10 protein-coding genes are annotated in these 14,819 nt (G+C 66.6%); 8 read left to right on the top strand and 2 right to left on the bottom strand.

Annotated elements, in window-relative coordinates; translation table 11 throughout:
* Positions 1-4: 4 nt before the first annotated feature.
* Positions 5-1,000 carry a type I pantothenate kinase gene (coaA, locus tag AC3IMC_RS07395; protein ID WP_454482728.1) on the bottom strand — a complete coding sequence of 332 codons (996 nt, stop codon included), beginning with the start codon at positions 998-1,000 and terminating at the stop codon, positions 5-7.
* 128 nt (positions 1,001-1,128) lie between these two features.
* Between coaA and glmS the strand changes: the two genes are divergently transcribed.
* The 8 genes from glmS (at position 1,129) to AC3IMC_RS07355 (ending at position 13,968) form a co-directional block, all read left to right on the top strand.
* The gene (gene glmS, locus AC3IMC_RS07390) at positions 1,129-3,021 is read left to right on the top strand and encodes a glutamine--fructose-6-phosphate transaminase (isomerizing) (RefSeq protein WP_490917744.1); all 1,893 of its coding nucleotides are present in this window, start codon (positions 1,129-1,131) and stop codon (positions 3,019-3,021) included.
* 138 nt (positions 3,022-3,159) lie between these two features.
* Entirely contained in the window at positions 3,160-3,507 is a 348-nt protein-coding gene (locus AC3IMC_RS07385) for a holo-ACP synthase (protein WP_018760400.1), read from the top strand.
* A 28-nt stretch (positions 3,508-3,535) separates the two neighbouring features.
* Positions 3,536-5,119, top strand: a complete 1,584-nt coding sequence (locus AC3IMC_RS07380) for an NAD(P)H-hydrate dehydratase (protein ID WP_490917743.1) — start codon at positions 3,536-3,538, stop codon at positions 5,117-5,119.
* A gap of 68 nt (positions 5,120-5,187) precedes the next feature.
* Positions 5,188-7,461, top strand: a complete 2,274-nt coding sequence (gene glgX, locus AC3IMC_RS07375; protein WP_490917742.1) for a glycogen debranching protein GlgX — start codon at positions 5,188-5,190, stop codon at positions 7,459-7,461.
* Positions 7,458-9,785, top strand: a complete 2,328-nt coding sequence (gene treY, locus AC3IMC_RS07370) for a malto-oligosyltrehalose synthase (protein WP_490917741.1) — start codon at positions 7,458-7,460, stop codon at positions 9,783-9,785. Before glgX ends, treY begins: the two co-directional genes overlap by 4 nt.
* Entirely contained in the window at positions 9,782-11,548 is a 1,767-nt protein-coding gene (gene treZ / locus AC3IMC_RS07365; protein ID WP_490917740.1) for a malto-oligosyltrehalose trehalohydrolase, read from the top strand. The genes treY and treZ overlap by 4 nt, the downstream gene beginning before the upstream one ends.
* Positions 11,549-11,651: 103 nt before the next feature.
* Positions 11,652-12,692: an L-glyceraldehyde 3-phosphate reductase gene (gene mgrA, locus AC3IMC_RS07360; RefSeq protein ID WP_490917739.1), complete on the top strand. Its 1,041-nt coding sequence runs from the start codon at positions 11,652-11,654 to the stop codon at positions 12,690-12,692.
* A 190-nt stretch (positions 12,693-12,882) separates the two neighbouring features.
* Positions 12,883-13,968 (top strand): inositol-3-phosphate synthase, encoded by a 1,086-nt coding sequence (locus tag AC3IMC_RS07355; RefSeq protein WP_490917738.1) that lies wholly within the window; start codon positions 12,883-12,885, stop codon positions 13,966-13,968.
* A 198-nt stretch (positions 13,969-14,166) separates the two neighbouring features.
* Here the strand turns inward: AC3IMC_RS07355 and AC3IMC_RS07350 are convergent, their stop codons facing one another.
* Positions 14,167-14,787 (bottom strand): endonuclease domain-containing protein, encoded by a 621-nt coding sequence (locus AC3IMC_RS07350; RefSeq protein WP_490917737.1) that lies wholly within the window; start codon positions 14,785-14,787, stop codon positions 14,167-14,169.
* Positions 14,788-14,819: the final 32 nt, after the last annotated feature.

Below are 14,819 nucleotides of genomic sequence, written 5' to 3'. Positions count from 1 at the left end.
TGTGCTACACCTTCCGCAGGAGCATGCGGCGGATCGAGTGGTCCGCCTCCTTGGTGAGCACCAGCTGCGCGCGGCCCCGCGTCGGCAGGACGTTCTCCTCCAGGTTGGGTTCGTTGATCCGCTTCCAGATGTCCCGTGCGGTGCTCTCCGCCTCGTCATCCGAGAGCGTGGCATAGCGGTGGAAGTAGGACTCGGGCTGGGCGAACGCCGTGCTCCGCAGCTTCCGGAACCGGTCTACGTACCACTCCTCGATATAGGAGGTCTTGGCGTCCACGTAGATGGAGAAATCGAAGAAGTCGCTCAGCGCCAGGCCCTGCCGCCCGTCATGCCGGGGCCGGGCCGGCGCCAGCACGTTCAGGCCCTCCACAATCAGGACGTCCGGGCGGCGGACCACCACTTCCTTGCCGGGGACAATGTCATACGTGACGTGCGAGTACCAGGGCGCCCGGACCTCCTCCGCGCCGCTCTTGATCTCGCTGACGAAGCGCAGCAGCGCCCGCCGGTCGTAGGACTCGGGGAAACCTTTCCGGTCCAGCAGCTGCCGGCGCTTGAGCTCCGCCAGGGGATAGAGGAAGCCGTCGGTCGTAATCAATTCCACGTTGGGCGTGCCGGGCCAGCGGCGCAGCATCTCCCGCAGCACGCGGGCGATGGTGGACTTGCCCACCGCAACGGAGCCGGCAACGCCGATGACGAACGGGGTGCGCTGGGTCTGCTCGCCCAGGAACGTGGTGGTGGCCGCATGCAGCTGGCCGGCGGCCTCGACATACAGGTGCAGCAGCCGGGACAGCGGCAGGTATACGTCCCGGACCTCGTTGATATCCAAGGGGTCGCCAAGGCCGCGAAGGCGCAGCACGTCCTCTTCATTAAGGGGCTGTTCCATCTGGGCTGCGAGCCGGGACCAGGTTTGCCGGTCCAGCTCCACGAACGGCGAGGCACCCTCCCCGTTCGCTTCGTTGCGTTGCGAAGTCACGCTAAAGATTCTGCCCCGCGCCCGCGCCATCACGAAATGACGCTCCTGTTCAGCGCGGCGGCCCGGGTGGCGAACATGCCGCGCCCGGCCCATGAACACGCGCGGCGCTGACGTGCCCGTTTAGTAGCAACAGGCACGCTCCCGATAGTCTTGTGCCTATGTGTGGAATCGTGGGATACGTAGGCCGTTCGTCTGACGGTGCAATTAAGGGTCACAGTGCTTTGGATGTTGTCCTTGAGGGGCTGCGCCGCCTGGAGTACCGCGGGTACGATTCCGCCGGTGTGGCGGTGGTGTCCGAAGGGACCATCGAATCGCGGAAGAAGTCCGGGAAGCTGACCAACCTGGTGGCCGAGCTGGAAGCCCGGCCGCTGCCGGCAGCCACCACCGGGATCGGGCACACCCGCTGGGCCACGCACGGCGGCCCGACGGACCGCAACGCGCACCCGCACCTGTCCGACGGCGGCAAGCTCGCCGTGATCCACAACGGCATCATCGAGAACTTCGCCGAGCTCAAGCTTGAGCTGCTGGAAAAGGGCGTCACCTTCCTCTCCGAAACGGACACCGAGGTCGCCGCGGCACTGCTGGGCGACATCTTCCGGAACAAGCTCGGCGGCGACACCTCCAACGGCGGCCTGACCCGCGCCATGGAACTGGCCTGCCAGCGCCTCGAGGGCGCCTTCACGCTCCTGGCCGTGCACGCCGACCAGCCCGACGTCGTCGTTGCCGCGCGCCGCAACTCGCCCCTGGTGGTCGGCCTGGGCGACGGCGAGAACTTCCTGGGCTCGGACGTGTCCGGCTTCATCGACTACACCCGCCGCGCGGTGGAACTGGGCCAGGACCAGATCGTCACGATCACCGCGGATTCGGTGGACATCACCGATTTCTACGGCAACCCGGCCTCCGGCAAGGAATACCACGTGGACTGGGACCCTGCCTCTGCTGAGAAGGGCGGCTTCTCCTCGTTCATGGAGAAGGAAATCCACGACCAGCCCGACGCCGTGGCGCAGACCCTGCTGGGCCGCTCGGACATCAAGGGCAAGCTGACCCTGGATGAGCTGCGGATCGATCCCGAGCTGCTGAAGAAGGTCGACAAGATCATCGTCCTGGCCTGCGGCACCGCTGCGTACGCCGGCACGGTGGCCAAGTACGCCATCGAGAACTGGTGCCGGATCCCCACGGAGGTGGAGCTGGCACACGAGTTCCGCTACCGGGACCCGATCCTGAACGAGAACACCCTGGTGGTGTCCATCAGCCAGTCCGGTGAGACCATGGACACCCTGATGGCCGTCCGGTATGCCCGCGAGCAGGGGGCCAAGACCATCTCGATCTGCAACACCAACGGCTCCACCATCCCCCGTGAATCCGACGCCGTGCTGTACACGCACGCCGGCCCGGAAATCGCCGTCGCCTCCACCAAGGCGTTCCTGGCCCAGATCACCGCCGCGTACCTGCTGGGCCTGTACCTGGCGCAGCTGCGCGGGAACATCTTCTCCGGGCAGATCAAGGACGTCCTGGCGGACCTGAACAAGATCCCGGCGAAGATCCAGACCATCCTGGACAACGCCGGCCCGCTGCGCGAACTCGCCCGGAGCATGGCAGACGAGAAGTCCGTACTGTTCCTCGGCCGGCACGTGGGCTACCCGGTGGCGCTGGAGGGCGCGCTGAAGCTCAAGGAAATCGCGTACATCCACGCCGAAGGCTTCGCCGCCGGCGAGCTCAAGCACGGCCCGATCGCCCTGATCGACGAGGGCCAGCCGGTGTTCGTGGTGGTCCCGTCCCCGCGCGGCCGCGATTCGCTGCACTCCAAGGTGGTCTCCAACATCCAGGAAGTCCGCGCCCGCGGCGCCCGGACCCTGGTCATCGCCGAGGAAGGCGACGAAGCGGTCAAGGCCTACGCCGAGCAGGTCTTCTACGTCCCCGAGACGCCCACCCTGCTGATGCCGCTGCTGACCACCGTGCCGCTGCAGATCTTCGCCGCCGAGCTCGCCGCGGCCAAGGGCTACGACGTGGACCAGCCGCGCAACCTCGCCAAGAGCGTCACCGTCGAGTAATCGCTGTAAGACGCAAACCCCGGGCCCAACGGCCCGGGGTTTTCGCGTTTAAGTCCAGCTTTTGCGCTGATGGCGGACACCAGCAGCCACCGGCGCGCGGCGGCTTTCGCCCGGAGGCACCACCGTAGAATAAGCCGCATGATCGTTGGCATTGGCGTAGACGTTGTAGACATCGAGCGGTTCGGCCGCCAGCTTGAGCGGACCCCGGGGCTGCGGGACCGTTTGTTCGTTCCCGCCGAGCGGGAACTGAATACCCGGTCCCTGGCCGCACGGTTCGCCGCAAAGGAAGCCGTGGCCAAGGTGCTGGGCGCACCCGCGGGGATGAACTGGCAGGACTGCTGGATCGGCCTGGACCAGAACGGCCCCACCGTCCAGGTCAAGGGAACGGTGCTTGCGGTCGCGGAGGCCAAGGGCGTCAAGCGCTGGCACCTGTCCATCAGCCACGACGGCGGCATCGCCACCGCCACGGTCCTGGCCGAGGGCTGACCCGGCCGGGGCTGCAGGAGCCAACACCATGATCAGCGCCTACACCGGAACGCAGGTCCGCGCAGCCGAGGGACCCCTCCTGGCCGCCGGACTCGGGGACGTCCTCATGCAGCGGGCCGCGCACGGCCTGGCCAACGCCGTCGTCCATGAACTCAAAGCCCGCGGCGGCCGCCTGAATGGTGCCGGCGTCGTGGTGCTGGTGGGCAAGGGCAACAACGGCGGCGACGGCCTCTATGCCGCTGCTTTCCTCGCCGCCCGTGGAATGCGTACGACGGCGGTCCTCACCGGGGATTCGGCCCATCCAGAGGGCCTGGCAGCATTTGAGCGAGCCGGCGGCCGGGTGCACCGGCTCACCGAAGCGGCACTTCCGGGACTGGCAGCCGAAGCCGGCCAGGCCGACGTCGTCATCGATGCCATCCTTGGCACCGGAGCGAAGGGCGGGCTCCGTGGAATTGCCGCGGACCTGGTCCGCGCCATTACCGGCGGCAACAACCGCGGCCTCGTGGTGGCGTGCGACCTTCCCAGCGGGGTGGACGCCGATACCGGCGAGGTTGCCGCCCCGGTCCTTGCCGCGGACCTGACGGTCACCTTCGGGGGCGCCAAGGCCGGCCTCCTGGCCGACCCCGGGGCAGACCATGCAGGCCGGGTGCTCGTGGTGCCGATCGGGATCGAGGAGCAGCTGCCCCCGCCGTCGCTGCGCCGGCTTGGCGACGAGGAACTGGCCGGCCTCCTGCCGCACCCCGCCCGGCGTGCCCATAAGTACTCGCGCGGGGTGCTGGGGGTGGTGGCCGGTTCCGAGGACTACCCTGGCGCCGCAGTCCTTGCCTGCCGGGGCGCGCTGGCCGCAGGAGTGGGCATGGTCCGGTACCTCGGGCCGCCATCCGTGGCGGACCTGGTGCGCCAGGCCTGCCCCGAGGTGGTCTGCAGTACCGGAACCGTGGCCGAAAACCGCGTGCAGGCCTGGCTGGTGGGCTCGGGCATGGGGCCACGGGACCACGAACAACTGGCCCGCGCACGGGAAGCAATCGTGTCGGAGCTTCCGGTTGTGGCCGACGCCGGAGCGCTGCCCGCACTGCCGGCAATGCTCGCCCCGCACGTGGTGCTGACCCCGCACGCCGGCGAGCTCGCCTCGCTGTTCCAGCGCCTGGGCCACGGGGAGGACCGGGAAGCAGTGGAAGCAGGCACGCTCGCCGCTGTCCGCCATGCGGCCGAACGCACCGGCGCCACTGTCCTGCTCAAGGGCGCCACCACGCTCGTGGCCGCGCCCTGGGGCACCACCTTCAGCCAGGCGGACGGCACCCCCTGGCTCGCCACGGCCGGCAGCGGGGATGTGCTGGCAGGCGTCATCGGTGCGCTGCTCGCCCAGGCGGGGCACGACGTCGAACCTTTCCGGGCCTTGGGCATCGACGACGACGACCGCTGGGCTGCGCTTGCCGCGCTGGGAGCGGCCCTGCACGGGCGTGCCGGAACGGCGGCGTCCGAGAAAGCCGCCGGCGGCCCGATCGCCGCCAGCGGAATCGCCGAAACTATACCCGAAACGTGGGGTAAGGTCAGCATGCTTAGTAACTCTGGAGCCCGGAAACGTAAAAGTCACAGCCAACCGCTACGGTAGGCATTAGTTCGCACCAGCAGCAGGGGCGTTCCGATGCCATCGGCTGCTGACCAACAATGAGGAGCACGATGGAAGTCTGGCCTGGAACTGCCTACCCGCTGGGAGCTACCTTTGACGGCACCGGCACCAATTTCGCCCTGTTCAGCGAACAGGCGCAGCGGGTTGAACTCTGCCTCCTGGCCGACGACCTGACCGAGACCCGGATTGAACTCACCGAGGTGGACGGGTACGTCTGGCACTGCTACCTGCCCCACATCCAGCCCGGCCAGAAGTACGGCTACCGCGTGCACGGACCCTACGATCCCGCAAACGGAAGCCGGTTCAACGCGAACAAGCTGCTGATGGACCCCTACGCCAAAGCCATCCAGGGCCAGATCGACTGGGATCCCGCCCTCTTCTCGTACGAGTTCGGCGACCCCGACTCCCGCAACGATGCGGACTCGGCGCCCCACACCATGCACGGCGTGGTCATCAACCCGTTCTTCGAGTGGGACGGCGACCGCCAGCTCAAGATTCCCTACCACGAGTCCGTCATCTATGAGGCCCACGTCAAGGGCCTGACCGAGCTGCACCCGGAGATCCCCGAAGAGCAGCGCGGCACGTACGCCGGCGTGGCGCACCCGGCCGTCATCGAGCACCTGAAGAAACTCGGCGTCACGGCGATCGAGCTCATGCCGGTGCACCAGTTCGTCAACGACGGCACCCTCCAGGAGAAGGGGCTGAGCAACTACTGGGGCTACAACACCATCGGCTTCTTCGCCCCGCAGAACACCTACAGCTCCACCGGCGACGTGGGACACCAGGTCCAGGAGTTCAAAGCCATGGTCCGCGACCTGCACCGCGCCGGCATCGAAGTGATCCTCGACGTCGTCTACAACCACACCGCCGAAGGCAACCACCTGGGCCCCACACTGTCCTTCAAGGGCATCGACAACCAGGCCTACTACCGCCTGGTGGACAACGACCTGAAGCACTACATGGACTACACCGGCACGGGCAACTCGCTCAACGTCCGGCACCCGCACTCCCTGCAGCTGCTGATGGACTCCCTGCGCTACTGGGTGACGGAGATGCACGTTGACGGTTTCCGCTTCGACCTCGCCTCCACCCTGGCCCGCGAGTTCTACGACGTTGACAAGCTCTCCACCTTCTTCGAACTTATCCAGCAGGATCCGGTCGTCTCCCAGGTCAAGCTCATCGCCGAGCCATGGGACGTCGGCCCCGGCGGCTACCAGGTGGGCAACTTCCCGCCGCAGTGGACGGAGTGGAACGGTAAATACCGCGACACCGTCCGTGACTTCTGGCGCGGAGAGCCCTCCACCCTGGGCGAATTCGCCTCCCGCCTGACCGGCTCCGCCGACCTCTACGAAAGCTCCGCGCGCCGCCCCGTGGCCTCGATCAACTTCGTCACCGCCCACGACGGCTTCACCATGCGGGACCTGGTCTCCTACAACGAGAAGCACAACGAGGCCAACGGCGAGGGCAACAACGACGGCGAATCCCACAACCGTTCCTGGAACTGCGGCGCCGAAGGGGACACCGACGACGAGAAGGTGCTGACCCTGCGCGCCCGCCAGCAGCGGAACTTCATTGCCACACTGCTGCTGTCGCAGGGCGTTCCGATGGTGCTGCACGGCGACGAACTTGGCCGCACGCAGCAGGGCAACAACAACACGTACTGCCAGGATTCCGAGCTGAGCTGGGTGCACTGGGAGGCCATGGACCAGCCCCTGGTCGAATTCACCGCCTTCGTCAGCAAGCTCCGGCACGACCACCCCACGTTCCGCCGCAGCCGCTTCTTCGACGGGCGGCCGGTGCGCCGCGGCCAGGGCGAAAAGCTGCCGGACATCGTGTGGCTGAAGACCGACGGCACCGAAATGCTGCCCGAGGACTGGGGGAGCGGTTTCGGCCGGACCATCGGCGTGTTCTACAACGGCGACGGCATCCAGGAGCAGGATTCACGCGGCCGCAGGATCACCGATGACAGCTTCATCATGGCCTTCAACGCGCACGACGACGAGGTGGACTTCTGCCTTCCCTCGGACGAGTACTCGCAGTACTGGGAGGTCCTGATTGATACCGCAGCCCAGGCCGACGCCTACGAACCGCTGAAGGCCGGTGCCACGCTGACGCTGGACGCCAAGTCCATGGTGGTGCTCCGTGCCTACTCCGGCCCTGAAGCCGAGGTGGACGTGTCCGCGGCCGCATCCCTGGCCTCCATGGTGGAGCAGGAGGAAGCCCAGGAGGAGATGGTGGAAGCCCAGACCAAGGCCGCTGAGGCAAGCGAGGCAAGGGCAACCAAGGCGGCGGAAGCAAGCGAGGCAAAGGCGACCAAGGCATGAGGACGCCCGCCTCCACCTACCGGCTGCAGATCCGCCGCGGTTTCACCCTGTTCGACGCCGCCGAAAAAGTGCCCTACCTGAAGGACCTCGGCGTGGACTGGGTGTACCTGTCGCCCATCCTCACCGCAGAAAAGGGCTCGGACCACGGCTATGACGTGACCGACCCCTCGGCCGTGGACCCGGACCGCGGCGGACCCGAGGGCCTGCTGGCCCTGTCCAAGGCCGCCCGCGAACACGGCATGGGCGTCCTGGTGGACATCGTCCCCAACCATGTGGGCGTCGCCACGCCAGCCCAGAACCCCTGGTGGTGGTCCCTGCTGAAGGAAGGGCAGGGCTCGCCCTACGCCGAGGCGTTCGACGTCGACTGGGACCTGGGCGGCGGCAAGGTCCGGCTTCCCATGCTGGGCTCGGACGCCGACCTGGACAAGCTCGAGATCAAGGACGGCGAGCTCCGGTACTACGACCACCGGTTCCCGCTGGCCGAGGGCACCTACGCGGAAGGGGATTCCCCGCAGGACGTCCACAGCCGCCAGCACTACCAGCTCATGGACTGGCGCCGTGCCGACGCCGAGCTGAACTACCGGCGCTTTTTCGCCGTCACCACTCTCGCGGGAATCCGGGTGGAGGAACCGACGGTCTTTGATAAGGCCCATGCCGAGGTGGGCCGCTGGTTCACCGAGGGGCTGGTGGACGGGCTCCGGGTGGACCACCCGGACGGCCTGGCCGATCCTGCCGGGTACCTCCGCTGGCTCAAGGACCTCAGCGGGGGTGCCTACATCCTGGTGGAAAAGATCCTTGAACCGGGTGAGGTCCTGCCGCAGGAGTTCGCCTGCGAAGGCACCACCGGGTACGACGCGCTGGCGGACGTCGACCGGATCTTCATCGATCCCGCGGGCCAGCAGGCATTGGATGCGCTGGACGCTTCATTGCGGGGGGCGTCCGGGCCTGCGGACTACGCCGAAATGATCCGCGGCACCAAGCGCATGATCGCCGACGGCATCCTGCGCTCAGAAGTGCTGCGGCTGGCCCGGCTGGTCCCGGAGTCCTACGGGCTCGAACTCAACCAGGCGGCAGACGCGATCGCGGAGATCATCGCCTCTTTCCCGGTGTACCGGTCCTACCTGCCCGTGGGCGCGGAGATCCTCAAGGAAGCGTGCGAATCAGCGGCTGCGCACCGTCCGGACCTGGAGGTTGCCGTGGGAACGCTCCTTCCCCTGTTGCTGGACCCCGCCAACCCCATCGCCATCCGTTTCCAGCAGACCTCCGGCATGGTCATGGCCAAGGGCGTGGAGGACACCGCGTTCTACCGCTACACCCGGCTGGGCACCCTGACCGAAGTGGGCGCCGAACCCACCGAATTCGCGGTGTCCCCCGAAGAGTTCCACCAGCGGATGCAGCGCCGGCAGCAGGACCTGCCGCTGTCCATGACCACGTTGTCCACGCACGACACGAAGCGCAGCGAGGACGCGCGGGCCAGGATCTCGGTCATCGCCGAACTGCCGCAGGAGTGGGCGGACGCGCTTGGGACACTGCGCGAGCTGGCGTCGATCCCGGACGGCCCCTACGAAAACCTGCTGTGGCAAGCGATCGTCGGAGCGTGGCCCGCAAGCCGGGAACGGCTGCAGGGGTACGCATCCAAGGCGGCGCGCGAGGCCGGGAACTCCACCAAGTGGACCGACCCCAACGAGGACTTCGAAGCCAAGGTGAAGGCCGCCGTCGACGCGGTCTTCGACGACCCCAAGGTCGGCAGGGTGGTGGAGGACTTCGTGGCCCGCATCGACGCCTTCTCCGCCGCGAACTCGGTCTCCGCCAAGCTGGTCCAGCTGACCATGCCAGGCGTGCCGGACGTGTACCAGGGCAGCGAGTTCTGGGAACGCTCGCTCACGGACCCGGACAACCGCAGGCCTGTGGACTTTGGTGCCCGCCAGGCTGAGCTGGCAAAGCTCGACGCCGGCACGTTGCCCGCCGCGGGCACAGAGGCCAGCAAGCTCCTGGTCACCTCCCGCGCCCTCCGCCTCCGCCGCGACCGGCCAGAGCTGTTCCAGGGCTACGCGGCGATGGCGGCCACCGGGGCGGCCGCCGGCCACCTGCTGGCCTTCTCCCGCGGCACGGGCACGTCACCCGGCGCTGTCACCCTGGCTACGCGGCTCCCCGCCGGACTGGAAGCCGGCGGCGGCTGGCGGGACACCGCCGTCGAACTTCCCACTGCCATGCGCGACGAACTCACCGGCGCTTCGTATGGGCTAGGCCCTGTTTCCGTGGCCGAGGTCCTGGGAACCTACCCCGTGGCACTGTTGGTACCCGTGGATGGAGAAAAGGCATGACCCTCGTCAACACCGGAGCCGAACGTTTCGACGTGTGGGCTCCGGACGCCAAGTCCGTGATTCTGCTGGCCGGGGGCCGGCAGTACCCGATGCGGCAAAGGGAGGCGGCACCGGGCTCGGAAGGGTGGTGGACCGCGCCGGACGCGCCGGGAGAAGGCGAGGTGGACTACGGCTACCTCCTGGACGGCGAAACCCACCCGCTCCCTGACCCGCGGTCCCGCCGGGTTCCTGCCGGGGTCCACGAACTCTCCCGGACCTACGACCCCGCAACCTATGCCTGGCAGGACGCGGGCTGGCGCGGCAAGGACCTGCAGGGTTCGGTGATCTACGAGCTGCACGTGGGCACCTTCACCCCCGAAGGAACCCTCGACGCGGCCGTGGAGAAGTTGGGCTACCTGGCGGACCTGGGCATCGACTTCGTCGAACTGCTGCCCGTCAACGGCTTCAACGGCACGCACAACTGGGGCTACGACGGTGTCCAGTGGTACGCCGTGCACGAAGGCTACGGCGGCCCGGCTGCCTACCAGCGCTTCGTCGATGCCGCGCACGCGGCAGGACTGGGCGTCATCCAGGACGTGGTCTACAACCACCTGGGCCCCAGCGGCAACTACCTGCCCAAGTTCGGGCCCTACCTCAAGCAGGGCGACGCCAACACCTGGGGCGACTCGGTCAACCTCGACGGTCCCGGCTCCGACGTGGTGCGTGAATACATCCTGGACAACGCTGCGCTCTGGCTGCGGGACTACCACGTGGACGGGCTCCGGCTCGACGCCGTGCACGCGCTGCGCGACGAACGCGCCGTGCACATCCTCGAGGACCTCGGTGCCTTGGGAGATGCGATCTCGGCGGAAACCGGGCTGCCCAGGACGCTTATCGCCGAATCCGACCTGAACAACCCGCGGCTCATCTACCCGAGGGACGTCAACGGATACGGCCTTGCCGGGCAATGGAGCGACGACTTCCACCACGCCGTCCACGTCAACGTCAGCGGCGAAACCACGGGATACTACTCGGATTTCGAATCCCTCGGCGTCCTGGCCAAGGTGCTGAAGGACGGGTTCCTGCATGACGGCAGCTACTCCAGCTTCCGCGTCAGGCACCACGGCCGGCCCATCAATGCCGCGCTGGTGAACCCGGCGGCGCTGGTGGTCTGCAACCAGAACCACGACCAGATCGGCAACCGGGCCACGGGGGACCGGCTCTCGCAGTCGCTGTCCCATGGGCAGCTGGCCGTGGCCGCTGTCCTCACGTTGACCTCACCGTTCACGCCGATGCTGTTCATGGGCGAGGAGTACGGGGCGTCCACGCCGTGGCAGTTCTTCACGTCCCATCCAGAACCTGAGCTGGGCAAGGCGACAGCGGAAGGGCGCATCAAGGAATTCGAACGCATGGGGTGGGATCCCGCCGTCGTGCCTGATCCCCAGGACCCGGAAACGTTCCGCCGGTCCAAGCTGGACTGGGCCGAGGCCGGCAGCGGCGAGCACGCGCGGCTCCTGGAGCTTTACCGGTCGCTCACCGCGCTTCGCCGCTCGCACCCGGAGCTGGCCGGGCTCGGGTTCGGTGGGACAGAGGTGTCGTACGACGACGATGCCGGCTGGCTGCGGTTCCGGCGCGGATCCGTCGAGGTACTGGTGAACTTCACCGACGCCAAAGTCCGTCTCGACGCCGCCGGGGATGTCCTGCTGGCAACGGACGAGGCCGTCGGGCTGGACGGCGGGTCGCTCTCCCTCGCACCCTGGAGCGCAGCAATCCTCACGTCCTGACCATCCACGCTTCCTGGCTGAAAGTTTCGCCGCGGATCCTGCCCGCGGCGAAACTTTTTCGCTGGCACCTGTCGCGCGGGTCACAGCTGGCAGGATGGAACGTATGACTTATTCAGCAGCGGAGAACCGCTACGAATCCATGCCCTACCGCCGCGTCGGCCGCAGCGGACTGAAACTCCCGGCCATCTCGCTGGGCCTGTGGCACAACTTCGGGGACGACAAGCGCTTTGACGAACAGCGCGCCATCCTGCGCCGCGCCTTCGACCTGGGCGTCAACCACTTCGACCTCGCCAACAACTACGGTCCGCCGGATGGCTCCGCCGAAACCAACTTCGGCCGCCACCTCCAGGAGGACTTCAAGCCCTACCGCGATGAACTGGTGATCTCCACCAAGGCCGGCTACTACATGTGGCCCGGCCCCTACGGCGAGTGGGGCTCACGCAAGTACCTCATTTCCAGCCTGGACCAGTCGCTGCAGCGGATGGGCCTGGACTACGTGGACATCTTCTACAGCCACCGGCCTGATCCCGAAACCCCGCTGGAAGAAACCATGGGAGCGCTGGACTACGCCGTCCGCTCCGGCAAGGCACTGTACGCAGGCATCTCCTCCTACACGCCCGAACAGACACTCGAAGCCGCCCGGATCCTCAAGGAGCTCGGAACCCCGCTGCTGATCCACCAGCCCAGCTACTCCATGCTCAACCGCTGGACCGAGGACGGAGCGCCCAACCTGTACGAGGTGCTGGACCAGGTGGGGGCCGGTTCCATCGCGTTCTCGCCCCTGGCGCAAGGCATGCTCACCGACCGTTACCTCAACGGTATTCCCGCCGACTCCCGTGCAGCCAAAGCCCGGTTCCTCTCCGAGGATTCCATCACCGAAGAGAAACTCGACCGCGTCCGCGGACTGCGCGAAATCGCCGAAGGCCGCGGGCAGTCCCTGGCCCAGATGGCCATCGCCTGGATCCTGCGCGACCAGCCCAAGGGCTCGCCTGTCGCGTCCGCCTTGATCGGGGCCTCCAGCGTCCGGCAGCTGGAGGACAGCCTCTCTGCCATCAACAACCTCGGCTTCACGGACGAGGAGCTCAACGCCATCGATGAGTTCGCCGTGGAATCGGATATCAACCTCTGGAAGCAGAACGCCTGACGGCTGTTCCGTTACGGACGCTTTCTGACGCGGGACGCTTTCTTACGGGCGGGACCGGGCGCACCGCGCCCGGTCCCGCCGTGGTTGGGTAGTATGAAAAGGCGCCGCGCGGCGCCGTGCCAGCCGGCCGCCGTCGTACTTCCCTGCGAAGCCTTACCCGGCCGGCTGACGTTCGTCACAAAGGAGTACCGTGTCTTCACATCCGATTCGTGTTGCAATCGTTGGCGTGGGTAACTGCGCTGCCTCGCTGGTCCAGGGCGTTGAGTATTACAAGGACGCTGACCCGAAGGCCACCATTCCCGGCCTGATGCATGTTGAGTTCGGCCAGTACCACGTGGGTGACGTGGAGTTCGTTGCCGCGTTCGACGTCGACGGCAAGAAGGTTGGCCATGACCTCGCCCACGCCATCAGCGCAAGCGAGAACAACACCATCAAGATCGCTGATGTCCCGCCGACCGGTGTCACGGTCCAGCGCGGCCACACCCTGGACGGATTGGGCCGGTACTACCTGGAGACCATCGAGCAGTCCACCGAGGAGCCGGTCGATGTGGTCCAGGCTCTAAAGGATGCCCAGGTGGACGTGATGGTCTGCTACCTGCCCGTCGGGTCCCAGGAAGCGGCCGAGTTCTATGCGCAGTGCGCCATCGACGCCGGCGTGGCGTTTGTGAACGCACTGCCGGTGTTCATTGCCGGGACGAAGGAATGGGCGGACAAGTTCACGGCCGCCGGTGTCCCGATCGTTGGTGATGACATCAAGAGCCAGATCGGCGCCACGATCACGCACCGTGTGATGGCGAAGCTGTTCGAGGACCGGGGCGTCACCCTGGACCGGACGTACCAGCTGAACGTCGGCGGGAATATGGACTTCAAGAACATGCTCGAGCGGGACCGGCTGGAATCGAAGAAGATCTCCAAGACCCAGGCCGTGACCTCCAACGTGGAGGCCGAACTGGCAGCGAAGGATGTCCACATCGGCCCGTCCGACTACGTCCAGTGGCTCGATGACCGCAAGTGGGCCTTCGTTCGCCTGGAAGGCCGGAACTTCGGTGACGCCCCCGTCTCGCTGGAGTACAAGCTGGAGGTCTGGGACTCGCCGAACTCCGCCGGCGTGATCATTGATGCCATCCGCGCAGCCAAGATCGGGCTGGACCGCGGCATCGGCGGCCCGCTGCTGTCCGCGTCCAGCTACTTCATGAAGTCCCCGCCGGAGCAGTTCAACGACGACCTCGCCCGCGAAAAGGTCGAAGCCTTCATCCGCGGCGACCTGGAGCGCTAACCCCCCGCACAGTTCTTACCGGAAGCGCTCCCTCACCTCCGGGTGGGGGAGCGCCTCCGCTTAACACCCCCGCTCACCTTTGACAGGTCATCAACTCACCCGCGCTCGCCTTTTACGCGTTTTCCTCGAACCCCCGCTCGCTTTTGGCAGCTTTCGGGAGAACGGGCGCTCACTGGAGTGGGATTTGTCCGGTTCCATCTAGTGCCTGTTGGCGAATCCCGAATTGACGGTGGGATCCGCTACGGAACTCCTCAAAGCCTGCTTGATCTTCTTGATGGCGGGGGCGAAATCGTCCTCCTGATCCGCTTTGTCGATGATGACAACGGTCCACCCGGCCGCATCAAAGGACCTGTCCCTCCTCCGATCGCTTATTCGCTGCCGTTCGCCGAGGTGATGCCCGCCGTCGTACTGGATGGCAATTCTGCGGAGCCGAAAGCCGAGGTCGCAGGAAGGCGATCGGGAGTCCTCAGAACGAAGTTTTAGCTGCAACTCCGGCTCGGGGAAGCCTGCATATAACATGGCCAGTCGAAGGAACGTTTCAGGAGCAGAGTCGGATCCTACGCGCATCAAGTCCAGTGCGTTTCTGGCGCGGACTACCCCTTGCAGGTTCGGATGTCCGTCAATGAGCGCCTGAAGTTCCTCACGTGTTGCGTAGGGGCTCTCCCTGCCTTCTTCGAGGTCAGGCCGGGGCTGGCGAATCAGTTCGTCTCCCATCGCCACCAAGTCACCCAAGGGCAACTGTCTTGCCATGTCCAGCCACGTCCGCGCCCGGGTGCTGAGCCAAATCCCCTCGACAAACTCAACTTCGCCAGGCTTCACGATGACTCGATGACCATGAATTCCTTTCCTGC

Source organism: Arthrobacter sp. E70 (assembly GCF_058266945.1).
Note: the sequence above shows the minus strand (reverse complement) of the source record. Positions and strands in the feature narration are given on the sequence as shown.

Bases quoted from the DNA above. Each gene is read 5' to 3' on its own strand.
- coaA (WP_454482728.1), bottom strand. From the start codon at position 1,000: ATGGCGCGGGCGCGGGGCAGAATCTTTAGCGTGACTTCGCAACGCAAC.
- glmS (WP_490917744.1), top strand. From the start codon at position 1,129: ATGTGTGGAATCGTGGGATACGTAGGCCGTTCGTCTGACGGTGCAATT.
- AC3IMC_RS07385 (WP_018760400.1), top strand. From the start codon at position 3,160: ATGATCGTTGGCATTGGCGTAGACGTTGTAGACATCGAGCGGTTCGGC.
- AC3IMC_RS07380 (WP_490917743.1), top strand. From the start codon at position 3,536: ATGATCAGCGCCTACACCGGAACGCAGGTCCGCGCAGCCGAGGGACCC.
- glgX (WP_490917742.1), top strand. From the start codon at position 5,188: ATGGAAGTCTGGCCTGGAACTGCCTACCCGCTGGGAGCTACCTTTGAC.
- treY (WP_490917741.1), top strand. From the start codon at position 7,458: ATGAGGACGCCCGCCTCCACCTACCGGCTGCAGATCCGCCGCGGTTTC.
- treZ (WP_490917740.1), top strand. From the start codon at position 9,782: ATGACCCTCGTCAACACCGGAGCCGAACGTTTCGACGTGTGGGCTCCG.
- mgrA (WP_490917739.1), top strand. From the start codon at position 11,652: ATGACTTATTCAGCAGCGGAGAACCGCTACGAATCCATGCCCTACCGC.